This window comes from Streptomyces sp. Mut1 (assembly GCF_030719295.1).
Lineage (GTDB): Bacteria > Actinomycetota > Actinomycetes > Streptomycetales > Streptomycetaceae > Streptomyces > Streptomyces castrisilvae.
Genome location: NZ_CP120997.1, coordinates 3,977,743 through 4,004,080 on the forward strand (window position 1 = coordinate 3,977,743; position 26,338 = coordinate 4,004,080).

Sequence of the window (26,338 nt, forward strand, 5' to 3'; positions counted from 1 at the left end):
TCAGCTGCAGATTGGTTGAGGTTCGATGAGCAACGACGACAAGCTCCGGGACTATCTCAAGCGCACCGCCGCCGAACTCCAGCGCACCCGACGCCAGTTGTCGGAGGCCGAGGCGCGGGGCAGCGAGCCGGTCGCGATCGTGGCGATGGGCTGCCGCTTCCCCGGCGGCATCGCATCGCCCGAGGATCTGTGGCAGCTGGTGGACGCCGGCCGGGACGCCGTCTCGCTCTTCCCGGACGGCCGGGGCTGGGACATGGACGCCCTGTACGACCCCGAGCCGTCCACGCCCGGCAAGACGTACTGCCGCGAGGGCGGCTTCCTGCACGACGCGGGGGAGTTCGACGCGGACTTCTTCAAGATCAGCCCGCGCGAGGCCAGGGACACCGACCCGCAGCAGCGCCTCCTGCTCGAAGTGTCCTGGGAGGTCATCGAGCGGGCCGGCATCGACCCGACCTCGCTGAAGGGCAGCCGCACCGGGGTGTTCGCCGGGGTGGTCTACCACGACTACCCGGGCGGCGGCGGTACCGGCGGCCTGGCGAGCGTCGCCTCCGGCCGGGTCGCGTACACGCTGGGCCTCGAAGGGCCCGCGGTCACCGTGGACACGGCCTGCTCGTCCTCGCTCGTCGCCCTCCACCTCGCCGTCCAGTCCGTGCGCGGCGGCGAGTGCGCGCTGGCTCTCGCGGGCGGCGTCACCGTCATGGCGAGCCCCGACTCCTTCGTGGGCTTCAGCCAGGACCGGGGCCTGGCCCCCGACGGACGCTGCAAGTCCTTCGCGGACGCGGCCGACGGCACCACCTGGTCCGAGGGCGCGGGCATGCTCCTCGTCGAGCGGCTGTCCGACGCCCGCCGCAACGGCCACCCCGTCCTCGCCGTCATCCGCGGCTCGGCCATGAACTCCGACGGCGCGTCGAACGGCCTCACCGCCCCCAACGGCCCCTCGCAGCAGCGCGTCATCCAGCAGGCCCTGGCCTCCGGCGGTCTCGCCCCCGCCGATGTCGACGCCGTCGAGGCGCACGGCACCGGCACCACCCTCGGCGACCCGATCGAGGCGCAGGCACTCCTCGCCACCTACGGCCGGGAGCGGCCCGCCGAACAGCCGCTGTGGCTGGGCTCCTTCAAGTCGAACATCGGCCACGCGCAGGCCGCCGCCGGGGTCGGCGGAGTGATCAAGATGGTGCAGGCGATGAAGGCGGGCGTGCTGCCGCGCACCCTGCACGTGGACGAGCCGAGCCACAACGTCGACTGGAGCGCGGGCAGCGTGCGGCTGCTCACCGAGCCGGTCACCTGGCCGGAGCTCGGGCGCGCCAAGCGGGCCGGGGTGTCCTCGTTCGGCCTGAGCGGCACGAACGTCCACGTGATCGTGGAGGAGGCCCCCACCGCTCCGGCCGAAGAGGTTACAGAGGAGGGCGGCGCCGCCCCCCGTTTCGTCCCCGTCCTGCTCTCCGCCCGGCGCCCCGAGGCCCTGTCCGCGCAGGCCACCCGCCTCGCCGACCACCTGGAGGCACACCCCGGGGCGCCCCTGGCCGACACCGGCTGGTCGCTGGCCACCACCCGGGCCGCCCTGGAACACCGCGCCGTGGTCGTCGCCGACGCGCGGACCGCAGACGGCCACGGTGAGCTCGTACGGGCGCTGCGCGCACTCGCGGACGGGTCAGCCGAGGCCGCCGTCACCGGGGATGCCCGGCCGGACGCGCTGAGCGCCGTCCTGTTCACCGGCCAGGGCGCCCAGCGCCTCGGCATGGGGCGCGAACTGCACGCCGCCTACCCGGTGTTCGCCCGCGCCTTCGACGAGGCGGTCGAAGCGCTGGACGCGCACCTGGACACCTCGCTGCGGGGGGCCATGTGGGGTGAAAACCGGGAGCCGCTGGACGGTACGGGGCTGGCACAGCCCGCCCTGTTCGCCTGTGAGGTGGCCCTGTACCGGCTCATCGAGTCGTGGGGGGTGCGGCCCGACTTCCTGGCCGGGCACTCCGTGGGCGAGTTCGCCGTCGCGCATGTGGCCGGGGTGCTCTCCCTCGCGGACGCGGCCCGGCTGGTCGCCGCCCGGGGCCGGCTGATGCGGGAGCTGCCGGCCGGTGGCGCGATGATCGCGGTACAGGCGTCCGAGGACGAGGTGCTTCCTCTCCTCACGGACGGGGTAGGCATCGCGGCCGTCAACGGCCCGCAAGCCGTCGTCGTCTCAGGAGTGAATTCCGAAGCCCTCGCCGTCGCCGCGCACTTCACCGACCTGGGCCGGCGCACCAAGCGGCTCGCCGTGTCGCACGCGTTCCACTCGCCGTTGATGGAGCCGATGCTCGACGCGTTCCGCGAGGTCGCCGAGTCCCTGACGTACGGCACCGCCCGTATCCCGGTCGTCTCCACGGTCTCCGGCGAACTCGCCGGCGACGACGAACTGGGCTGCGCCGACTACTGGGTGCGCCATGTGCGGGCGAGCGTCCGCTTCAGCGACGCCGTGCGCGCGCTCGCGGCCAAGGGCGTCCACACCTTCCTGGAACTCGGCCCGGACGCCGCCCTCACCCCGCTCGGCCCGGACTGCCTGGCCGGTGCCGACGAGGGCACGGACCAGCCGGTGTTCACCGCCGCCCTGCGCCGGGGCCGGGACGAGGAACGCGTCCTGACCGAGGCCGTCGCCCTCGCCCATACCCGTGGCGTCCCCGTCGACTGGGACGCCTGCTTCACCGCGACCGGCCACCGGCCGCACCGCGTGGACCTGCCCACGTACGCCTTCCAGCACCGCGCCTACTGGGCCGACGCACCCGAAGCCGGCCAGGCCGCGGCCGCCCCGGCGGACCCGGGTGAGGCCCGGTTCTGGGAGGCCGTGGAGCGCGAGGACGCGGCGGGGCTGGCCGAACGGCTCGGCGTCGACCCCGCCGACCTCGCCCCCGTGCTGCCCGCGCTCACCAGCTGGCGCGCCGGACAGCGTGAGGCGTCGGCCGTGGACGCGTTGCGCTACCGGGTCTCCTGGGCCCCGGTCACCGACCCCGCACCGCCCGCCCCGCTCACCGGCGACTGGCTCCTCGTCCACTCCGCGGCGCAGCGCCCCCTCGCGGACGCCCTCGCCGCCGCGCTGACCGACCGGGGCGCGCACCCGGTCCTGGTGGCGGGCGCGCCCGGCGAGGCGCCGACCGCTCCGGCGGAGGGCCGTGGAGCGCGAGGCATCCTCCCCGAAACACTGACCGCCCCGGCCGGGGTCGTCAGCCTGCTCGCCCTCGACAGCACCCCGCATCCCGACCACCCCGCGCTCTCCCAGGGGCTCGCGGACACCACCGCCCTGCTGCGGGAGACGGGGGCCCAGGAGTGGGCGGCGCCCGTGTGGTGCCTGACCCGGGGCGCGGTGGCCACCGACGACGCCGACGCGACGGCCCGGCCCGTGCGGCCCGAGCAGGCCGCCGTCTGGGGTCTGGGCGCGGCGCTCGCCCTGGAGGCGCCCGCGACCTGGGGCGGCCTCATCGACCTGCCGGCCGGTGACGACGCCCCTGATGCCCCCGAGGAGGCGGTCCTGCGCCGCGTCTGCGACAGCCTCTCCCCGGCCTCCGGCGAGGACCAGGTCGCCGTGCGCCCCGAAGGCGCCTACGCCCGCCGCCTCGTCCGCCCCGCGCAGCCGGACCCGGCCGCGTCGTGGCGGGCCCGGGGCACCGTCCTGGTCACCGGAGGCACCGGGGGACTCGGCGCCCACGTCGCCCGGATGCTCGCCGCCGACGGCGCCGAGCACGTGGTCCTCGTCGGCCGGCGCGGGCCCGACGCCCCGGGCGTCGCCGCCCTGGCCCAGGAGATCGAGGGCATGGGCGCGCGCGTCACCGCCGCCGCCTGCGACATGGCCGACCGCGAGGCCGTCCGCACCCTGCTCGCGGGGCTGCCGGGCCTGACCGCCGTGTTCCACGCGGCGGGGCTCCCGCAGCGCATCGCCCCGCTCGGCGAACTGACCCTCGCGGACCTGGCCGAGGTCGCCGACGCCAAGGTGCTCGGCGCCCGCCACCTGGACGAACTCCTCGCCGACACCCCGCTCGACGCGTTCGTGCTGTTCTCCTCCGGCGCCGCCGTGTGGGGCAGCGCGGGCCAGTCCGCGTACGGCAGCGCCAACGCCTACCTCGACGGCCTCGCCCACAGCCGGCGCGCCCGTGGTCTCGCCGCCACCTCCGTGGCGTGGGGCTCCTGGGACGGCGGCATGGTCGACGCCGAACTCGCCGCCGTCATGCGCCGGATGGGCGCCCCCGCGATGGCCCCAGCCCTCGCCGTCGGGGCCCTGCGCCGCATCCTGGCGGGCGGCGCCTCGCACGCGGTCGTCGCCGAGTTCGACTGGGAGCGGTTCGCCCCCACGTACGTACTCGCCCGGCCGCGCCCGCTCCTGGACGCCCTGCCCGACGCCCGGGCGGCGCTCGGTGCGGACGGCGCCCCGGACGGTGGCGGGGCGGGCGACCCGGGCCTCGCGGACCGGCTGTCCGGACTGTCCGAGCCGGAGCAGCGGAGCGTGCTCCTCGACCTGGTCCGTACGCATGTGGCGGCCCTGCTCGGCTACGACGAACCGTCCGAGGTCGCGCCCGACCGGGGCTTCACCGACCTCGGCTTCGACTCCGTCGCCGCCGTCGACCTGCGGACGAAGCTCGTCGCCGCGACCGGGCGCCCCCTGCCCACCAGCATGATCTACGACCACCCCAGCCCGGGGGCGCTCGCCGGTCACCTGTGGTCCGAGCTCTGCCAGGACGACAGCCTCGGTGAACTCCCCGTCCTGGCCCAGCTCGACCGGCTGGAGGAGGCCGCGGCGGTGCTCGCCGCCGAGGACATCGAGGCCACCCGGATCACCGCCCGCCTCCAGAGCCTGCTGGCCCGGCTGACCGACACGCTCGACGCGCAGAACGGCGACGGCGGCCCGAAGGTCGGCGACCAGCTCGAAACCGCCTCCGCCGACGACGTCTTCGCCTTCATCGACAACGAACTCGGCCTCACCTGACCTACCGCGCGGCCAGTGCTGTGTACGGCACCGGGCCCCGCCCCGTACCCGCGACCCGACTCGACCTCACGGCATGAACCGGCATGAACAAGGACTCGGTGGGACCCAACATGTCCAATGACGACGCACGGCTTCTCGACTACCTCAAGCGGGTCACGGCGGATCTGCACCAGACGCGGCGCAGGCTCCAGGAAGCCGAGAACCAGGACCACGAGCCCATCGCCGTCGTGGCGATGAGCTGCCGCTACCCGGGGGGCGTCACCACCCCCGAGGACCTGTGGCGGCTCGTCGCCGAGGGCCGGGACGCCGTCTCGACCTTCCCCACCGACCGTGGCTGGGACCTGGACGGCCTGCGCGGCGACGAGGCCGACACCGCGTCCGGCAGCAGTTACGTCAACGAGGGCGGCTTCGTCCGGGACGTCGCCGACTTCGACGCCGGCTTCTTCGGGATCAGCCCCAACGAGGCCCTGACGATGGACCCGCAGCAGCGGCTCCTCCTGGAGGTGTCCTGGGAGGCGATCGAGCGCGCCGGGGTCGACCCGGCGTCGCTGCGCGGCAAGCCGGTCGGCGTGTTCGCCGGCTCCGGCATCCAGGACTACGAGTACATCGTCGGGGCGGCCGGGGAGGTCGCCGAGGCGTACATGACGACCGGCAACGCCGCCGCCGTGATCTCCGGCCGCATCTCCTACACCCTCGGCCTCGAAGGCCCCGCCGTCACCATCGACACCGCGTGCTCCTCCTCGCTCGTCTCCCTCCACCTGGCCGCCCAGGCACTGCGGCAACGCGAATGCTCGCTGGCTCTGGCGGGCGGCGTCATGGTGATGTCCACCCCGTCCCCGTTCATCGCGTTCAGCCGGCAGCGCGGCCTCGCCCCCGACGGCCGCTGCAAGGCGTTCGCCGAGGCGGCCGACGGCACCGGCTGGTCCGAGGGCGCCGGCATGCTCGTCCTCGAACGCCTCGCGGACGCCCGCCGCAACGGCCACCCCGTCCTCGCCGTCGTACGCGGCAGCGCGGTCAACCAGGACGGTGCCAGCAACGGCCTCACCGCCCCCAACGGCCGCGCCCAGCAGCGCGTCATCCGCCAGGCCCTGGCCAACGCCCAGCTCTCCGCCACCCACGTCGACGTGGTCGAGGGCCACGGCACCGGCACGACCCTGGGCGACCCGATCGAGGCGCAGGCCCTGCTCGCCACCTACGGCCAGGGACGCGAGGAGGACCGGCCGCTGTGGCTGGGCTCCATCAAGTCCAACATGGGCCACGCCCAGGCCGCCGCGGGGGTCGGCAGCATCATCAAGATGGTCGAGGCGCTCCGCCACGGCATGCTGCCCAAGACCCTCCACGTGGACGAGCCGTCCAGCCACGTCGACTGGTCCGCCGGCCGGGTCCGGCTGCTGACCGAGACCCGCACCTGGGAACGCGCCGAGGACCGCCCGCGCCGCGCCGGCGTCTCGGCCTTCGGCGTGAGCGGAACCAACGCCCACGTGATCCTGGAGGAGGCCCCGGCGGAGACCGCGGGGACGCCCGAGGGCTCGGAGGCGGACGAGGCGCCCGGGACCGCGACCGCCGCCGCGCCCCTGCCCACCCTCCTGCCCACCCTCCTGCCCTGGCCGCTCTCCGCCCGCGACACAGCAGCCCTTGCCGCGCAGGCCGACCGCGTCCACGCCCACATCGCGGCGGCGCCCGAGCCGAGCGCGGCCGACCTCACGTACTCCCTGGCGACCTCCCGCGCCGCCCTCGAACACCGCGCGGTCGTCCTCGCGGGGACCCGCGACGAGGCCCTGACCGCCCTCGCGGCTCTGGCGGCGGGCGAGACCCACCCGGCGGTGCTCCAGGGCATCGCGACGAAGGGCAAGTCGGCGTTCCTGTTCACGGGTCAGGGTGCGCAGCGGCTGGGGATGGGCCGTGGTTTGTATGAGGCGTTTCCGGTGTTCGCGGGGGCGTTTGACGCGGTGTGCGGTGAGGTAGACGCGCAGCTTGAATCGTCGTTGCGTGAGGTGATGTGGGGGGAAGACGCGGATGCGTTGAACCAGACGTCCTTCACCCAGCCCGCGCTGTTCGCGTTCGAGGTGGCGTTGTTCCGGCTGGTGGAGGCGTGGGGGATCGCGCCTGATGTGGTGGTCGGGCACTCGATCGGTGAGTTGGCCGCCGCGCATGTGGCGGGTGTGTTGTCGCTTGCGGACGCTGCCCGGTTGGTGGTGGCGCGTGGTCGGTTGATGCAGGCGCTTCCCGCCGGCGGTGCGATGGTCGCTGTTCAAGCGACCGAGGACGAGGTACTTACACGTCTCACGGACGGGGTATCCCTGGCGGCCGTCAACGGTCCGCAGGCTGTCGTCGTCTCAGGAGTGGAATCCGAAGCCCTCGCCGTGGGCGAGCACTTCGCCGCCCTGGGCCGTAAGACGAGCCGTCTTCCCGTTTCGCACGCGTTCCACTCGGCGCTCATGGAGCCGATGCTGGACGAGTTCCGGACGATCGCGGCCGGACTGTCGTATGCCGAGCCGCGCGTTCCGGTTGTCTCCACTGTGACGGGTGCTTCGTCCTCCGCCTGGCAGACCCCGGAGTACTGGGTGGGCCAGGTCCGCGAGCCCGTCCGGTTCGCGGACGCGGTAACGGCCGCCGAAACCCTCGGGGCGCGTACGTTCATCGAGATCGGTCCGGACGCCGTCCTCACCGCACTCGGCGCCGGTTCCGCCACCGACGACACGACCACCTTCATCCCCCTCGTACGCAAGGACCGGGCCGAGTCCGAGGCACTGGTCGCCGGCCTGGGGCGGCTGTACACCGCAGGCGTCACCCCCGACTGGGAGGCGTTCTTCGCCGGCAGCGGGGCGCGGAAGGTCGAGCTGCCCACGTACGCCTTCCAGCGCACCCGCTACTGGGTCGAGGGCACCGGGTCGACGGGGGACGTCTCCGCCGCCGGTCTCGCCGCTGCCGGGCACCCGCTGCTCGGCGCGGTCGTCTCACTGGCCGATTCCGGTGGTGTCGTCCTGACCGGCAGGGTCTCCGTGTCGGCGCAGCCGTGGCTCGCGGACCACGTCGTCGGGGAGTCCGTGGTCTTCCCCGGTACGGGCTTTGTCGAACTCGCCGTACGGGCCGGGGACCAGGTCGGCTGCGAATCGCTCGAAGAGCTGATGCTCCAGGCGCCGTTGGTGCTGCCGGCGCGCGGTGCCGTCGCCCTTCAGGTCGAGGTGGGCGCGGCGGACGCCTCCGGGCGGCGCCCGGTCAGCGTCCACTCCCGCCGCGACGACCAGCCCGACCAGCCGTGGACGCTCCACGCGGCCGGGGTTCTGGCGGCCACCACCGCCGACCCGGCCCCCTTCGACCTCGCCGCCTGGCCGCCGGCCGGCGCCGCTCCCGTCGACACGGACGGGGTGTACGCGTCCCTGGCGGAGGCCGGTCTCGCGTACGGGCCCGCCTTCCGGGGGCTGACGGCCGCGTGGCGGTCCGGGACGGAGATCTACGCCGAGGTCGCGCTGCCCGAGCGGGCGCGCGCCGAGGCCGCCGCGTTCGGGCTGCACCCGGCGCTGCTGGACGCGTCGCTGCACGGCTCGGTGTTCACCGACCTCTTCGCCGAGGCCACCGGCCCGGTCCTGCCGTTCGTGTGGACCGGGGTACGGCTGCACGCCTCCGGCGCCGGGCGGCTGCGGGTCCGGATCGCCCCGGACGGCGCCGGTGCCGTCGCGCTGTCCGTCGCCGACGAGACGGGCCGCCCCGTGCTGTCCGTCGACGCTCTCGTCCTGCGCGAGGTGTCCGCCGAGCAGCTGGCCGCCGCCCGCACGGTCGCCCACGAGTCCCTGTTCGGCCTGGAGTGGGCCGAAATCCCGGCGGGCGGGGCGGAGTCGGACCCTGTCGACTGGTCCGAGCTGCGCGCCGACGGGCCCGTACCCGAGAGCGTCGTCCTGAGGTCCCGGCACACCGGCACGGACCCGGCAGCCGTCCGCGCCGCCACCACCGAGATCCTTGCCGCACTTCAGCACTGGCTCACCGACGACCGGTACGCGACCTCCCGCCTGCTCGTCGCCACCAGCGGCGCGTCCGCCCGTACCGGCGAACCCCGCGAGGACGTCACCGACCTGGCCGGGGCCGCCGTCTGGGGCCTGGTGCGCTCCGCGCAGGCCGAGCACCCCGGGCGGCTGTTCCTCACCGACCTGGACGATCTCGCCGACGACGCACAGGCCGCCGCCGCGCTGGCCGCGGGCGAGTCCCAGACCCTCGTACGCGGCACGGCCGTGTACGGCGCCCGTCTCGTCCGCCTCACCGACGACCCCGAGACGCGCGTCCGCCCCGACTTCGGTGACGGCACGGTCCTGGTCACGGGCGCGACCGGAGCGCTCGGCAGCCTGGTGGCCCGGCAGCTCGCGCACGCCCACGGCGTACGGAGCCTGCTGCTGGTCTCCCGGCGCGGTGCGGACGCCCCCGGCGCGGCGGAGCTGTGCGCCGAGCTGCGTGAGCTGGGTGCGGAGGTCACGGTCGCGGCCTGCGATGTCGCGGACCGGGACGCCCTGGCCGCCGTCGTCGCCGGAGTGCCGTTGACCGGTGTCGTCCACCTCGCCGGAGTCCTGGACGACACGCTCATCGGCTCGCTGACCCCGGAGAGCCTGGACACCGTCCTGCGGGCCAAGGCCGACGCCGCGCTGCACCTGCACGAGCTGACCCGGGACCTGAACCTGTCGGCCTTCGTCCTGTTCTCCTCCGCCACAGGCGTGCTGGGCGTTCCGGGCCAGGCCAACTACGGCGCGGCGAACGCCCTGCTCGACGCGCTCGCCACCCACCGCACCGCCCACGGCCTGCCCGCCCGCTCCCTCGCCTGGGGCCTGTGGGCGAGCGGAATGTCCGGCACCCTGACCGACGCCGACCTCCAGCGCATGAGCCGCACCGGCATCGGCGCCCTCACCTCCGCGTACGGTGTGGAGCTCTTCGACCGGGCTCTGAGCGTCGAGGCGCCCGTCGTCCTGCCGATCCGGCTGGACGTGCGCATCCTCGCGGAGGCGGGCGACGCGCTGCCGCCCCTCTTCCGCAAGCTGGTGCGTGTACGGCCCCGGCGCGCCGCCGTCTCCGCGCCCGAGGCGGCCGGGGCGCTGCGCGGCCGGCTGGCCGGGCTCGACCGGGAGGAGCAGGAACGCGTCCTGCTCGACCTGGTCCGCACCCAGGTCGCGACGGCGCTCGGCTACCCGGACGCGGACGCCGTGGACGAGACCCGCGCCTTCAGCGAGCTGGGCTTCGACTCGCTGACGGCCGTGGAGTTCCGCAACGCGGTCAGCGCCGCCGCCGAGGTCCGGCTGCCCGCGACCCTGGCCTTCGACTACCCGAGCCCGCGCGCCCTGGCCCGCCACCTGCTGGGCGAACTCGACGGCTCCATCACCGAGGTGAGCCCCGCAGGGCGTGCGGTCGGCGGGTCCGGGGAAGACGACGACCCGATCGTCATCGTCTCCATGGCATGCCGCTACCCGGGCGGGGTACGCAGCCCCGAGCAGCTGTGGCGGCTCGTCGCGGACGGAGTGGACGCGGTCTCGGACTTCCCGGCCAACCGTGGCTGGGACCTGGACCGGGTGTACGACCCGGCCAACGAGCGCCCGCACACCAGCTACGCCAACGAGGGCGGGTTCCTGCACGAGGCGGGCGAGTTCGACCCGGCGTTCTTCGGGATCAGCCCCAACGAGGCCGCCACGATGGACCCGCAGCAGTTCCTGCTCCTGGAGACGGCCTGGGAGGCGTTCGAGCGGGCCGGGATCGACCCGGAGACCCTGCGCGGCAGCATGACCGGCTGCTACGCCGGGATGATGTACCACGACTACGCGGCGAACAACAGCACGGGCGCCATCGCCTCCGGCCGGGTGTCGTACGTCTTCGGCCTGGAGGGCCCTGCCGTCACGGTCGACACGGCGTGCTCGTCCTCGCTGGTCTCCCTGCACATGGCGGCCCAGGCACTGCGCTCCGGCGAATGCTCCCTGGCCCTGGCGGGCGGCGTCGCGGTCATGGCGACGCCCGAGGTCTTCGTGGAGTTCAGCCGGCAGCGGGGCCTCGCCCCGGACGGCCGCTGCAAGTCCTTCGGTATCGGCGCCAACGGCACGGGCTGGGGCGAGGGCGCCGGCATGCTCCTCCTGGAGCGGCTGTCCGACGCCCGTCGCAACGGCCACCCGGTCCTCGCGGTGGTGCGTGGCTCGGCCCTCAACCAGGACGGCGCCAGCAACGGCCTCACCGCCCCCAACGGCCCTTCGCAGCAGCGCGTGATCCGTCAGGCCCTGGCCAACGCGGGCCTGTCGGCGGCGGAGGTCGACGCGGTCGAGGCGCACGGCACCGGCACCACCCTCGGCGACCCGATCGAGGCGCAGGCACTCCTCGCCACGTACGGCCAGGGGCGCGAGGGGGGCGACCCCCTGTGGCTGGGGTCCATCAAGTCCAACATGGGCCACACGCAGGCGGCTGCCGGTGTCGCGGGCATCATCAAGATGGTGATGGCGATGCGCCACGGGGTGCTGCCGCCGACCCTGCACGCGGAGGAGCGCTCGGACCAGATCGACTGGTCGGCGGGCGAGGTGGAACTGCTCACCGAGGCCCGTGACTGGCAGACGGCCGGCCGGCCGAGGCGCGCGGGCATCTCCTCCTTCGGTATCAGCGGCACGAACGCCCATGTGATCGTGGAAGAGGCCCCCGAGGCCGTGGAGACGGAGTCCGGGGCCGAACTCCCCACCGCCCCCTGGGTGGTGTCCGCCAAGAGCCCGGAGGCACTGGCCGGACAGGCCGAACAGCTGCTGACCGTGGCGGACGACCACCGCCCCCAGGACATAGGCCACTCCCTGGTGACGTCGAAGCCCGCCTTCGAGCACCGGGCCGTCGTCCTCGGCGACCGCACGGCCGCGCTCGCCGCGCTGGCTGCGGGAGAGGAACACCCGGGACTGGTCACGGGCGCCACGCGCTCGACCGGCAGGACGGCGTTCCTGTTCACGGGGCAGGGTGCGCAGCGCCTCGGGATGGGCCGGGAGCTGTATGAGGCGTTCCCCGTGTTCGCTGAGGCGTTCGACGCGGTGTGCGGCGAGGTGGACGCGCACCTCGGTTCGTCGTTGCGTGAGGTGGTGTGGGGGGAAGACGCGGCGGAACTGAACAACACCGCGTTCACCCAGCCCGCGCTGTTCGCCTTCGAGGTCGCTCTGTTCCGGCTGGTCGAGGCGTGGGGCGTCACCCCGGATGTCGTGGTCGGTCACTCGATCGGTGAGCTGGCCGCCGCGCACGCGGCGGGGGTGCTGTCCCTCGCGGACGCGGCCCGCCTGGTCGTTGCCCGGGGCCGCCTGATGCAGGAGCTGCCGGCCGGTGGCGCGATGGTCGCCGTACAGGCCACCGAGGACGAAGTCCTCTCCCTCCTCACCGACGGGGTAGGCATCGCGGCCGTCAACGGCCCGCAGTCCGTCGTCGTCTCAGGGGTGGAATCCGAAGCCCTCGCCGTGGGCGAGCACTTCGCGGCCATCGGCCGCAAGACCACCCGCCTTCCCGTCTCGCACGCCTTCCACTCCACCCTCATGGAACCGATGCTGGACGCGTTCCGGACGATCGCGGCCGGGCTGTCCTACTCCGCGCCGCGCATCCAGGTCGTCTCCACCGTGACGGGAGAGCAGTCCACCGACTGGCAGTCCCCGGAGTACTGGGTGGGCCAGGTCAGGGAAGCCGTCCGCTTTGCCGACGCCGTAGCCGCCGCCGAAGCTCTCGGGGCCCGTACGTTCATCGAGATCGGTCCGGACGCCGTCCTCACCGCACTCGGCGCCGGTTCCGCCACCGACGACACGAGCGCCTTCACACCGCTGGTGCGCAAGAAGCGCGACGAGGCGGAGTCCCTGCTCGCGGGCCTGGGTCGGTTGTACGTGGGCGGGGTCCGGGTCGACTGGGAGGCGTTCTACGCCGGTTCGGGCGCCCGCAGGGTCGAGCTGCCCACGTACGCCTTCCAGCGCACCCGCTACTGGGTCGGCATGGACGAGTACCTCGCCAACTCCTGGATCGGCGGCGGGGGGAGCAGCATGGCGACGGCCGGCCTGGCCGACGCCGGGCATCCGCTGCTCGGCGCGGTGGTCCCGTCCCCGGACACCGATGTGGTGACGTTCACGGGTCGGCTGTCCGCCGGGACGCACGGCTGGATCGTGGACCATGACGTCCTCGGGAGCGTTCTGCTGCCGGGCACCGGCTTCGTCGAGCTGGCGATCCGGGCCGGTGACCAGGTCGGCTGCGCGGTGCTGGAGGAGCTGGCCCTTCAGGCGCCGCTCATCCTCCCCGGGCGCGGGGCCGTGACCGTGCAGATGGTCGTCGGTGCCGCCGACGCCTCCGCCCGGCGCTCGGTGAGCGTCTACTCGCGCGCCGAGGACCGCCCGGACCTGCCGTGGACCCTGCACGCCGACGGCGTACTCGCCCCCGGTACGGAGCCCGCCGCGTTCGACCTCTCGGCCTGGCCGCCCGCCGGGGCGGAGGAACTGTCCCTGGACGGTGCCTACGAGGGGTTGCGCGAGCGCGGATTCGGGTACGGGCCGACGTTCCAGGGCCTCAAGGCCGCCTGGCGCGTGGACGACGTGCTGTACGCGGAGGTCGCCCTGCCGGAGCAGGCGCATGCGGAGGCCGAGAACTTCGGACTCCACCCCGCGCTCCTGGACGCCGCCATGCACGCGGCCCTGGTCAACGGAACCGGCGGCGACGAGACCGTCCTGCCCTTCGTCTGGCGCGAGGTGGCCCTGCACGCGGCGGGTGCGTCCGCCGTACGGGTACGGATCACGCAGCCCACCCCCGAGTCCCTGTCCTTGCAGGTCGCGGACGCCACCGGGGCCCCCGTGGCCACCGTGGGCGCGGTCGTCGGCCGGCCCGTCTCCACCGAGCAGCTCGCCACGAGCGGCAACGACTCGCTCTTCCGTATCGCCTGGAACCCGCTGCCCCTCACCAACGCCGCAGCCGCGGACCACACCGTCTTCGAGTGCGCGGCGGAGGACGGGGAAGCGGGCGACGTGCCGGGTGCCGTGCACGGCCTGGTGGCCCGAGTGCTGGGTGCCGTACAGGAGTGGCTGTCGGCGGACCGGCCCGAGGGCATGGTGCTGGCGGTCGTCACGCGTGGCGCGGTGGCCGTGGCGGACGGCGAGTCGGTCGACGTGCGGCAGGCCCCGGTGTGGGGTCTGGTCCGGGCGGCGCAGGCGGAGAACCCGGGCCGGTTCGTGCTGGTCGACACGGACGGCTCGGTGCCGCTCGACCGCCTGGTGGCGCTGGGCGAGCCCGAGTTGGCGGTTCGCGAGGGCGAGGTGCGGGTACCGCGCCTGATCCTGGCCGCCGCCTCGGGCGACGAGACGGCGACCCCGGTGTGGAACGCCGGGGGGACCGTACTGATCACCGGAGGTACCGGTGGTCTGGGTGCCCGCGTGGCCCGGCATCTGGTGACCGAGCACGGTGTGCGCAGTCTGCTGCTGGTGGGACGTCGCGGTGCCGAGACGCCGGGTGTCTCCGATCTGGTGGCTGAGCTGTCCGGGCTGGGTGCTTCGGTCGGGGTCGCCGCGTGTGATGTGGCGGATCGGGAAGCCGTGCGCGCGGTGATCGAGTCCGTGGACCCGGCGCGCCCCCTCTCCGGTGTCGTTCACGTCGCCGGAGTCGTGGACAACGGCGTGGTCGGTGCGCTGACGCCCGAGCGGGTGGACGCGGTTCTGCGGCCGAAGGTGGACGCGGCCTGGCACCTGCACGAGCTGACCCGCGACTTGGATCTCTCGGCGTTCGTGATGTTCTCGTCCGCGGGTGGTCTGGTTCTGGCGGCCGGGCAGGGCAACTACGCGGCGGCCAACGTCTTCCTCGACGCGCTCGCCGCCAAACGTCATGCCGAGGGTCTGCCCGCCTCCTCGATGGCCTTCGGCCTCTGGGGCGTCGACACCGGGATGACCAGCGTCGACATGCTCGGCCTGGCCGAGGAGCGCATGGCGGCCCAGGGGCTGCCCGCGCTCAGCGAAACGGAGGGCCTGGCCCTGTTCGACGCGGCGCTCGCGTCGGGCCTGGCGGCCACCGTCCCGCTCCGGATCGACACCAGCGTCCTGCGCACCCGCGCCACCGAACTCCCCTCCCTCCTGCGGGGCCTGGTCCGCGTACCCGTACGCAGGACCGCGCAATCCACGGACGGGGGTGACGGGCTCCTCGCCCGCCTGGCCGGACTCGACGCGACCGCACGGGCCGCAGCCCTCCTCGAACTCGTACGGACCCACGTGGCCGGCGTGCTCGGGCACGCGTCCGCCGACGCGATCGAGCCGGAGCGGGCCTTCAGCGAACTGGGCTTCGACTCGCTCGCGGCCGTCGAACTGCGCAACCGGCTCGGTGCGGTGACCGGCCTCCGGCTGCCCGCCACGCTGATCTTCGACTACCCGACCGCGCACGCCGTCGCCGCCTACATGGGCGACGAGGTGGCCGGCTCGGACCGCGCCCTGCCCGTGGCCACCCGCGCTCTGCCCGCGAGCGGCGGCGCGGACGCGGACGACGACCCCGTGGTCATCGTCGGGATGGGCTGCCGCTACCCGGGCGGCGTGACGACGCCGGAGGAACTGTGGCGCCTGGTCGCGGACGGGGTGGACGCCATCGGCGACTTCCCGGCGGACCGGGGCTGGGACGCGGAGGTGTACGACCCCGAGCCCGGCACGCCCGGCCGCACGTACGCCCGCGAAGGCGGCTTCCTGTACGACGCACCCGACTTCGACCCGGTCTTCTTCGGGATCAGCCCCAACGAGGCGCTGATGACCGACCCGCAGCAGCGGCTCCTCCTTGAGGTCTCCTGGGAGGCCATCGAGCGCGCCGGGATCGACCCGACGACGCTCAAGGGCTCGTCGACCGGGGTCTTCGCCGGAGTGATGTACCACGACTACGCGCTCGGTGTGGAGGCCGCGGCCAGCAGCGGCGGCAGCCTCGTCTCCGGCCGCACCGCCTACACCCTGGGCCTGGAGGGTCCGGCCGTCACCGTCGACACGGCGTGCTCGTCCTCGCTGGTCGCACTCCACATGGCCGCCCAGGCCGTGCGCTCCGGCGAATGCTCGCTGGCGCTGGCGGGCGGGGTCGCCGTCATGGGCACCCCGGGCATGTTCATCGAGTTCAGCCGGCAGCGCGGGCTCGCCCCCGACGGCCGGTCCAAGTCCTTCGCCGCGTCGGCCGACGGCGTCGCCTGGGGCGAGGGCGCGGGCGTCCTGCTCCTGGAGCGGCTGTCCGAGGCCCGCCGCAACGGCCACCCCGTCGTCGCCGTCCTCCGCGGCTCCGCCCTCAACCAGGACGGCGCCAGCAACGGGATGACCGCCCCCAACGGCCCTTCGCAGCAGCGCGTGATCCGCCAGGCCCTGGCCAACGCGGGCCTGTCGGCGGCGGAGGTCGACGCGGTCGAGGCGCACGGCACCGGCACCACACTCGGCGACCCGATCGAGGCGCAGGCACTCCTCGCCACCTACGGCCGGGAGCACCCCGAGGAGCTGCCCCTGTGGCTCGGCTCCATCAAGTCCAACATGGGCCACACCCAGGCGGCCTCGGGCATCGCCGGGGTCATGAAGATGGTCCTGGCGATGCGCCACGGCGTCCTGCCGAAGACCCTGCACGTGGACGCGCCGTCGGACCAGGTCGACTGGGACGCCGGGAACGTCGCCCTGCTCACGGAGGCCCGTGAATGGCAGCCGCTGGGCCGCCCGCGCCGGGCCGGGGTCTCCTCGTTCGGCATCAGCGGCACGAACGCGCACGTCATCGTGGAGGAAGCGCCGGAAACGGCCGGCGAATCGGCCGACGGCCGCGCACTGCCCGTCGTACCCCTGGTGCTGTCCGGCAAGAGCCCGCAGGCCCTGGCCGCGCAGGCCGAGCGGCTGATGGACCGGGTCATGGACGCTTCCGCGCCCGCACCGGCCGACCTCGGCCTCTCGCTGGCCGCCACCCGCACCGCGTTCGCCCACCGGGCGGTCGTCGTGGGCGCGGACACCGAGGAACTGCTGCGCGGCCTCACCGCCCTGGCCCAGGGACGCAACGCCCCCGCCGTGGCGAGCGGACAGGCACGCCGGAGCGGAAAGTCGGCGTTCCTCTTCACCGGCCAGGGAGCCCAGCGCCTCGGCATGGGCCGGGAGCTGTACGAGGCGTACCCGGCCTTCGCTGAGGCGTTTGACGCGGTGTGCGGTGAGGTGGACGCGCACCTCGGTACGGCGCTGCGCGACGTCGTCTGGGGGGAGGACGCGGACGCGCTGAACCAGACGTCCTTCACCCAGCCCGCGCTGTTCGCGTTCGAGGTGGCGCTGTTCCGGCTGGTCGAGGCGTGGGGGGTCACCCCGGATGTCGTGGTCGGTCACTCGATCGGTGAGCTGGCCGCCGCGCATGTGGCGGGGGTGCTGTCCCTCGCGGACGCGGCCCGCCTGGTCGTTGCCCGGGGCCGCCTGATGCAGGAGCTGCCGGCCGGGGGCGCGATGGTCGCCGTACAGGCCACCGAGGACGAAGTCCTCCCCCTCCTCACCCACGGCGTATCCCTCGCGGCCGTCAACGGCCCGCAGTCCGTCGTCGTCTCAGGAGTGGAATCCGAAACCCTCGCCGTGGGCGAGCACTTCGCGGCCATCGGCCGCAAGACCACCCGCCTTCCCGTCTCGCACGCCTTCCACTCCACCCTCATGGAACCGATGCTCGACGCGTTCCGGACGATCGCGGCCGGGCTGTCCTACTCCGAACCGCGCATCGCGGCCGTCTCCACCGTCACCGGGGAGCCGGCCACCGACTGGCAGTCCCCGGAGTACTGGGCCGGCCAGGTCCGCGAGGCCGTGCGGTTCGTGGACGCCGTGGAGGCGCTGGAGCGCCAGGGCGTGACCCGGTTCCTGGAGATCGGGCCGGACGGCGTCCTGACCGGACTCGCCCAGCAGGTCCTCGACCAGGGCGAGGGCGACGGCGGCGAGGCGGTCCTCGTACCGTCCGTGCGCCGCAACCGCCCCGAGCCCGAGGCCCTGGTCACGGCGCTCGGCCGGCTGTACGCGGACGGTGTCCGGGTCGACTGGGAGGCGTTCTACGCCGGTACCGGCGCCCGCAGGACCGAGCTGCCCACGTACCCCTTCCAGCGCACCCGCTACTGGGTGGACGCGGCCAAGCCGGCCACCGATGCCGTCGCCGTCGGTCAGGACGCCTTCGACCACCCGCTGCTCGCGGCCGTCGTGGCGTCCCCCGACTCCGAGGCCGTGACCTTCACCGCGCGGGTCTCCCTGGACGCCCAGCCCTGGGTGGCCGACCACGCCGTGCACGGCTCCGTCCTGCTCCCCGGCACCGGCTTCGTGGAGCTCGCCCTCCAGGCCGCCGACCACGTCGGCAGCGGGCTGCTGGAGGAGCTGACGCTGTACGCGCCGCTGGTGCTTCCGGAACGCGGCGGGGTCTCGCTCCAGGTCGTCGTCGGCGAACCCGACGCGCGGGCCCGGCGCACGGTACGCGTGTACTCGCGGCCCGAGAGCAACCCCGACGAGCCGTGGACCCGGCACGCCGACGGCGTCCTCGCCCCGACCGGCGGCGAGGCGGGCGACGCGCTCACCGAGTGGCCGCCCGCCGGAGCCGAGGCGCTCGACGCCGACGGACTCTACGACGGCCTCCAGGAACGCGGGTTCGGCTACGGCCCGGTGTTCCAGGGGCTGACGGCGGCCTGGCGGCACGGCGACGCGCTGTACGCGGAGATCGCCCTGCCCGAGCAGGCGCACCCGGACGCCGGACGCTTCGGCCTGCACCCGGCCCTCCTCGACGCCTCCATGCACGCGCTCGGCTTCGGCGGGCTCGGCGCACAGGAGGACGAGGGACAGGCGCTGCTCCCCTTCTCCTGGACCGGTGTCACCCTGCACGCCGCGTCCGCGACCGCCGTACGGGTCCGGCTCGCGCCGGTCGAGGGCGTGCGCAACGCGGTACGCCTGGACCTGAGCGACCCGGCCGGGGCGCCCGTCGCCTCGGTGGAGGCGCTGCAACTGCGGCCGGTGGCGGCGCGGCAGCTGGGCGGCGGCGGGTTCCGGGAGGCGCTGCTCGCCGTCGAGTGGCAGCCGGCCGGCGGCGGCAGCGGGCCGCGCGGCGACTGGGCGGTCGCCGGGCCAGGACTGGAGATCGCCGGGGTGCCGGTGGTCGCGGGGCTCGACGCGCTCGGTGACGCCGTACCCGACCTGGTGCTGTTTCCCGTCCTCGCGGACGGGGAAGGCGCCGGCGGCGAGCACGAGGTGCCGGCAGGCACGCGTACCGCCGTGGACGGGGCGCTGGCCGCCGTGCAGCGGTGGCTGGCCGAGCCGAGGTTCGCCCGGTCGCGGCTGGTGCTGGTGACCCGGGCGGCCGCGGCCGTCGCGGACGGCGACCCGGTCGACGTACGGCAGGCCCCCGTGTGGGGGCTGGTACGGGCCGCGCAGGCGGAGAACCCCGGCCGGTTCGTCCTGCTGGACCTGGAGGAGGGAGAGCCCGCACCCCGGGCGCTCGCCGCCGCCCTCGCCACGGACGAACCCGAACTCGCCGTGCGCCGGGGCAAGGTGCTCGCGCCCCGGCTCGCCCGGTCCTCGGCGCCCGGCGGCGAAACCCCGTGGGACACCGAAGGGACCGTCCTGATCACCGGCGGCACCGGGGGTCTCGGTGCGATCGTCGCCCGGCACCTGGTGACCGAGCACGGCGTACGGCACCTGCTGCTCGCCGGGCGGCGCGGACTCGCGGCGCCCAACGCGGCCGGGCTCCGCGACGAACTGGCCGCGCTCGGCGCCCAGGTGGAGATCGCCGCGTGCGACGTCTCCGACCGGGCGGCCGTGGCCGCGCTGCTCGCCGGCATCGACCCGGAACACCCGCTGCGCGGCATCGTCCACGCGGCCGGCGTCGCCCACAACGGGCTCGTCGGGGCGCTCACCCCCGAGCAGACGGACCACGTGCTGCGGGCCAAGGCGGACTCCGCCTGGCACCTGCACGAGCTGACCGCCCACCTCGACCTGACCGTGTTCGCGCTGTTCTCATCGGCGGGCGGCCTCGTCATGGCCGCCGGCCAGGGCAACTACGCGGCGGCCAACGTCTTCCTCGACGCACTCGCCGCCCACCGCCGCTCCCAGGGGCTCGCCGCCACCTCCATGGCGTTCGGGCTCTGGGCCACCGAGACCGGGCTCAGCCAGTGGCTCGGCGAGGCCGACCTCCAGCGGATGCGGCGCACCGGGACCCCGGCGCTCACCGAGGAGGAGGGCCTGTGGCTCTTCGACGCGGCGGTCGCCGCCGACGCGCCGGCGCTCGTGCCGCTCCGCGTCGACCTGGCCGCGCTGCGGGCCCGCACCGACGAGGTGCCCGCGCTGCTGCGGGCCCTCGCCCCCGCCGGGCGCCGGCGGGCCGGAGCGGCGGCCGTCGCCCGGGAGGCCGGCGGGCTCGCCCAGAAGGTGCGCGGACTCGACGAGGCGGCCCGGCTCAAGGTGGTCCTGGACGAGGTGCTGAACCATGCCGCCGAGGTGCTCGGGCACGCCGACGCCACCGCCGTGGACGCCGAAGCCGGCTTCCTGGAGGCCGGATTCGACTCGCTGACCGCCGTCGAACTCCGCAACCGCCTCAACGCGGCCTCCGGGCTCGCCCTCCCCGCCATGGTCGTCTTCGACAGCAGGAACCCGCTCGACCTGGCCCGCCTGCTCGCCGGCCGCCTGGCCGCCGAAGGAGGCGACGCGGGGCCCGGCGCCGCCCTCGCCCCGGACGCGGCGACCGCCCAGGACGACAGCCTGTACGGGCTGTTCCTGGACGCGATCCTGGCGGGCAACATCAAGCCCGGCCTGGCGATGCTCCGCTCGGTGGCCGCGCTGCGGCCCTCGTTCACCACGGCCGCCGACCTGGACGTACTGCCCGAGGCCGTCTCGTACGGGGCACGCGCCAAGCCGGACGGTGAGGGCCCCGCGCCCCGGCTGATCTGCCTCAGCACCCCGACCGTCGCCGGCGGCGTGCACCAGCACGCGCGGCTCGCGGCCCGGCTGTCGGTGCCGGTCTCCGGAATCCCGACCCCCGGATTCGGGCGCGGCGAGTGGCTGCCCGAGTCGTTCGACGCGGCCGTGGACGTCCTCGCCGAGGCCGTGCTGCGTACGGCGGACGGAGAGCCGTTCGTACTGCTCGGCTTCTCCTCGGGCGGTCTGCTCGCCCACGCCACCGTGGCCCGCCTGGAGCAGGTGCACGGGGTGCGGCCGGCCGGGCTCGTCCTCCTGGACACGTACTACATGGGCGCGGCGAACGACGCGATCTTCGATCAGATGGCGTCCGCCGTCCCCGACAAGGCCGCCACGCTCGGCTCGTTCAGCAGCGCCGAACTCTCCGCGATGGGCCGGTACGTGGAACTGCTGCCGCAGTTCACGCAGGCCGACATCGAGGCGCCGGTGCTGTTCGTCAGGGCCGGGGATCTCTTCGAGGCGGGCCAGGAGGCCGGTGTCGGGAAGGCCGGCGACTGGCAGGCCGACTGGGAGGGCGCCGACACCGTGGCGACCGTGCCCGGCACGCATTTCACCATCGTGGAGCAGCACGTCGACACGACGGCCCCCGTCATCGACGGCTGGCTGAAGGACCTGAAGGAGCGGATCTCCTCGTGACCGTTGAACGACACGTACCGGGCCGGACGAGCCCGCACATGGCGACCGAACGACGAAACGAACCCGGCGGACGAGCACGGGCGCGGGAGTCGGGCCGAGCGGTCCGCCGCGCGGCGACCGGCCGACGACACGCACCCGCACGAGCAGAGGAGGCGGGCCGATGAGCCTGAGCACGGAGCACCCGGCGGCGGTCGGCGCACCGGCCGAGCGCATCCACGAGTTCATGCTGGCCGCGGCCCGCACCGCACCGGACAGCCCGGCCGCCTGGGAGGCCACCGAGGACGGCGGCTCCCGGGTGCTCAGCTACCGCCAACTGGAGCGCAGGGCCCACGACTACGCGGTCACCCTGGACTCCCTCGGCCTCGACATCGGCGACCGCGTGATCCTGGAGACCGACAACTCGGCCTCCGCCGTGGCCGCGCTGCTCGCCTGCTCGATGCTCGGGCTCACCTTCATCCCGGTCAGTCCCGAGGTCCCCGACCCCCGGCTGCGCCTGATCATCGACACGGCGGAACCGGCCCTGCACCTCCAGACGGTGAAGGGCGCCCGCGAGGACATCCCCTCGGACGTCGGCACGGGCCGCTTCGGCCCGGACGGGGTGAGCGTGGAGCGCGCCCCGCGCCCGCGCACCCGGCACCGCCGCGAGGCGGTCACCACCGACGCCGCGTACATGATCTTCACCTCGGGCACCACGGGCCGCCCCAAGGGCGTCGTCATGAGCCACCGAGGGGTGCTGTCCTTCTACCGGGGCATGCTGAAGCAGTCCATCGTCACGCCGCAGGACCGGCTCGCGACGACATCCCCGCTCCAGTTCGACTTCGCCCTGCTCGACATCGGCCTCGCCCTCGGCTCGGGCGCGCAGCTCATTCCCGTACCGCGCGAACTCATGCACTGGCCGCGCCGGTTCCTTCGCTTCCTCACGGACACGGGTGCCACGCAGGTCGACGGAGTGCCGTCCATCTGGCGCCCGGTCCTGCGCCACGAGCCGGCGGGCCTCGCGGCCCTCTCCGGACAGATACGCGGAGTGCTGTTCTCCGGCGAGGCGTTCCCGCTTCCCGAACTGCGTCAACTGCAAACACTGTTGGCCCAGGTCCGGGTGGTGAACTGCTTCGGCCCGACCGAGGCGATGGCGTTCTCCCTCACCGACGTGCCGAACCCGCTCCCCGAGAACATCGACAGACTCTCCATCGGCTTCGCCTACCCGGGCGCCGAGATGCTGCTCCTGGACGAGGAGGGCCGTCCCATCGACGAGCCGGGCGAGGTGGGCGAGATCCACCTGCGCGGCCCCTCCCTCTTCACCGGCTACTGGGACGACCCCGAGGCCACCCGCGCGGTACTCGTCCCCGACCCCCTCAACCCCCGGTCCGGCCAGCTCGTCTACAAGTCCAGCGACCTCGCCCACCGGGGCGAGAGCGGCGAGCTGTACTTCGTCGGCCGCTCCGACCTCCAGGTCAAGATGCGCGGCAACCGCGTCGAACTGGGCGAGATCGAGCGCCGGCTCCTCGAATTCCCGGACGTGGAGGCAGCCGCCGTGGTGGTACGCCCGCGCCCCGGCGAGGACCCGGAGCTGTACGCGTACGTGGTCCCGGGCCGGGGCTTCGACGCCCGGCCGGTGGCCCTGAGCGCCTTCTGCAAGGAGACGCTGCCGGACTACATGGTCCCGCGCAAGGTCACCCTGACACCGTCCCTGCCGCTCACCCCGAACGGCAAGACGGACCGGCGGGCACTGGCGGCGCGGGTGGCGGGGGAGGGCTAGGCCGAGGCCGTACTTCCTCACCCCCGGGCGAAACGCCGGCGGCCCGCCTCCCGACGGTTCGGGAGGCGGGCCGCGTCGCGTAGCCGCTGGGGCCCGGGTGTCAGGGGGGACCACGGCGACAGCTGGTTCATGAGGCAGGTGGAGCCGGGCGGTCGACCCGTTGGCGCGACGCCTGTGCGGAGCCCCGTCGGACTACCCGTGCGGCCGGTTGTCCGCCCGTCACCGGACGCGAGCCGGCAAAGTCCGCAGGACGTCCTCGGCGTGTGTCCAGAGCAACGACCCCGCGGCTGTCGGGAGCAGGTGCCGGGTCGCCGTCGGGATCATCCGGGTGAGTGATTCACCCAGGTCCGGGGAGTGGACCGGGCTGGTGTCCTGCTGTCCGTACCAGAGGTCGACCGGGACGGCGATGGTGGTGGGGTCGAATGGCCAGGGGCTCATCGCCAGGACGGTGTCGCGGGCGTAGCCGGCCGGGCCCTGGCTGAAGGCCTCGTCCATGGCGCGCCGGAAGGCGTGCTGGAAGACCGGGTCGGTGTAGACCGCACGATCTGCCTCACAGCTCGTCGTGATGATCAGGTCCCACAGCGCGTCGGCGCCGCCGAAGCCGGCGAAGGACTCCTCGGCGGCACCGGGGTCGGCCGCGACGGCGTCCACCATGCCCCTCACCTGAGGGTCCAACGAGTGAGCGAAGCGGGGATGGGCGAGTTCGTCGCATCCGGACACCACGGCCACCGCGTTCACCAGGCCGTTTGCCGCCAGAGCGAGGGCGAATGGCGCCCCCTGCGAGAACCCCACCGCGGACGGCGCGCGCAGGGACCGCTCCTGGATGAGGTGGCGGATGTCGGCGGCCCAGTCGGTCAGGGTCCGGCCGGGGGCCGGGTCGGAGGAGCCCAGGCCGGGCCGGTCCACGCTGACGAGCCGGACACCTGCCGCGTCGACGACGCCGCCGCCGAAGGCGAGCCCCCTGCTGGTGGCCGCCCCCGGGCACAGCAGCACGGGGGTGCCGTCGAGCGGCCCCCATTCCGCCCAGCCGAGGCGCCGACCGTCCGGCAGCCGGATCTGTCCGAGCCGCGCTGGTTCCCGTATTCCGTAGTCCATGAGCCGTATTGTCCCGTGGCGGCGTGGAGCCGCCCCGGGGCGGTGCCCTGTCCCCGTGGCCGGCCGGCCCGGCGTCGGCCGGGTGGCGGCCGGGTGGCGGCCGCCCCTCCCGCCACCCGGACCCCGCCCCTCCCCCTGGACTCACCCCTGTCCGTACCCCTGTTCCGGACCCGGGGCGCACCCCTATCGGACTCCCTGTTCTCACCCCTGTTCCCGTGCGCGGAGGGTCCTTACGCGCGAGTACTTCCGTTCACTGAGACATACGTCCCGTCCCCCCAGCATTGGACCGTCTCCATGACCAGCTCCCAGAGCGAGATCGGCACTACCGGACCGGAGGCCAGAGCGGGCCGGAAGGAATGGATCGCCCTCGGCGTTCTGCTCCTGCCCGTGCTGCTCGTCTCCATGGACCTGACCGTCCTCTACTTCGCGATCCCCGCCATCAGCGAGGACCTGCGGCCGTCCAGCAGCCAGCAGCTGTGGATGATCGACATCTACGGCTTCGTACTCGCCGGGGTGCTGCTCACCATGGGCGCCCTCGGTGACCGCATCGGGCGCCGGCGGCTGCTGCTGATCGGTGCCGCGGTGTTCGGCATCGGGTCGCTGCTCGCCGCGTACGCCAACAGCCCCGAGATGGTGATCAGCGCGCGGGCGTTCCAGGGCATCGGCGGTGCGACGCTGATGCCGTCCACGCTGGCCCTCATCCGGAACCTGTTCCACGACCAGACGCAGCGGCGTACCGCGCTGGCGGTCTGGTCGACCGGTATGGCGGCCGGCGCAGCGCTCGGACCGGTGGTCAGCGGCGCGCTGCTGGCCGGCTTCTGGTGGGGGTCGGTCTTCCTCATCAATGTGCCGGTGATGGTGCTCCTGCTGGTGGCGGCGCCGTTCCTGCTGCCCGAGTTCAAGGACGCGGCGGCAGGGAAGTTCGACCTGGTGAGCGCCGCGCTGTCGCTGGCCGTCATCCTGCCGGTCGTCTACGGGTTCAAGAAGATCGCGGTGGACGGGTTCACCGTCCCCTACGTCATCGCCATTGTGGTCGGGCTCGCCATCATCCCCGTGTTCCTGCGGCGGCAGCGCACCAGCACCGATCCGATGATCGACATCTCGCTGTTCCGGAACAGGGCCTTCGGCGCCTCGGTGACCGTCAACATGCTGGCCTGCTTCACCCTCGTCGGGTACTCGCTCTTCTCCACCCAGTACATGCAGTCCGTCCTCGGGATGAGCGCCCTGAAGTCCGCGCTGTGGACGATCCCCGGCACTGTCGCGGTCGGCGCCGTCGTGCCGGTCGCCACGGTCCTGGTCCGGACGATCAGGCCGGCCGTCATCATCGCGAGCGGCTTCGGACTGGCCACGGTCGCGCTGCTGATGCTCACCCAGGTCCCCGAGAAGGACGGCCTGGTGCTCATCCTGATCGGCATCATCGCGCTCGCCGTCGGCCTGACCCCGGTCCTCACCCTGGTCACCGAACTCGTCGTCGGCCAGGTGCCGCCGGAGCGCGCCGGGACCGCGTCGGCCCTGCTCCAGACCTGCCAGGAGCTGGGCGGCGCCCTCGGGGTCGCCGTCCTCGGCTCCATCGGCGCCACCGCCTACCGCAACAGCAGCGCGCTGGACGACCCCGCCGGGGTGCCGGCGGACGCCCTGGACCAGGCGCGCGAGACGATCGGCGGGGCCCTGGCCGCGGCGGGCCGGCTGCCCGGCGAGGCGGGCGGGCACCTGGTCGACGCGGCCCGCGCCGCCTTCACCACCGAGGTGCACGCGGCGTCCATCGCCGGCGCGGTCGTCATGGCCGGGGCGGCCGTGGTGGCGCTCGTCGGGCTCCGCTCCGTCCAGCAGGACAACGCCAAGGCCACCGAGCCGGCGGCGGACGAGGCGGCGCCCGCGCAGACCTCGAAGGCCGGCGCGCAGGAGACCGGCACCGGGCTCGCGTAACACCGCCCGGCGCGCACCCCCTCAGGGGGCCGAAAGCAGCCGTCCAGGAGCGTCTCCCCCGTCGCTCCTGGGCGGCTCCCC

At 74.2% G+C, this 26,338-nt stretch carries 5 protein-coding genes; 4 read left to right on the plus strand and 1 reads right to left on the minus strand.

Annotated elements, in window-relative coordinates:
• Positions 1 to 25 precede the first annotated feature (25 nt).
• From P8A18_RS17115 to P8A18_RS17125, 3 genes are all read left to right on the plus strand, one after another.
• Entirely contained in the window at positions 26 to 4,948 is a 4,923-nt protein-coding gene (locus P8A18_RS17115; protein ID WP_306055671.1) for a type I polyketide synthase, read from the plus strand.
• A gap of 98 nt (positions 4,949 to 5,046) precedes the next feature.
• On the plus strand, positions 5,047 to 21,480 hold the full coding sequence (locus tag P8A18_RS17120; RefSeq protein WP_445978205.1) for an SDR family NAD(P)-dependent oxidoreductase: 16,434 nt from the start codon (positions 5,047 to 5,049) through the stop codon (positions 21,478 to 21,480).
• Between the two features lie 160 nt (positions 21,481 to 21,640).
• Entirely contained in the window at positions 21,641 to 23,236 is a 1,596-nt protein-coding gene (locus P8A18_RS17125) for an AMP-binding protein (RefSeq protein WP_306055673.1), read from the plus strand.
• A gap of 219 nt (positions 23,237 to 23,455) precedes the next feature.
• Here the strand turns inward: P8A18_RS17125 and P8A18_RS17130 are convergent, their stop codons facing one another.
• Positions 23,456 to 24,331 (minus strand): alpha/beta fold hydrolase, encoded by an 876-nt coding sequence (locus P8A18_RS17130; RefSeq protein ID WP_306055674.1) that lies wholly within the window; start codon positions 24,329 to 24,331, stop codon positions 23,456 to 23,458.
• Positions 24,332 to 24,625: 294 nt separating this feature from the next.
• Here P8A18_RS17130 and P8A18_RS17135 point away from each other — a divergent pair, with 294 nt between their 5' ends.
• Positions 24,626 to 26,257, plus strand: coding sequence for an MFS transporter (locus P8A18_RS17135; RefSeq protein WP_306055675.1), 1,632 nt, complete (start codon positions 24,626 to 24,628; stop codon positions 26,255 to 26,257).
• Positions 26,258 to 26,338 lie beyond the last annotated feature (81 nt).

Excerpts from the sequence above, each read along its gene's own strand:
- P8A18_RS17115 (WP_306055671.1), top strand. The coding sequence starts at position 26 with ATGAGCAACGACGACAAGCTCCGGGACTATCTCAAGCGCACCGCCGCC.
- P8A18_RS17125 (WP_306055673.1), top strand. The coding sequence starts at position 21,641 with ATGAGCCTGAGCACGGAGCACCCGGCGGCGGTCGGCGCACCGGCCGAG.
- P8A18_RS17130 (WP_306055674.1), bottom strand. The coding sequence starts at position 24,331 with ATGGACTACGGAATACGGGAACCAGCGCGGCTCGGACAGATCCGGCTG.
- P8A18_RS17135 (WP_306055675.1), top strand. The coding sequence starts at position 24,626 with ATGACCAGCTCCCAGAGCGAGATCGGCACTACCGGACCGGAGGCCAGA.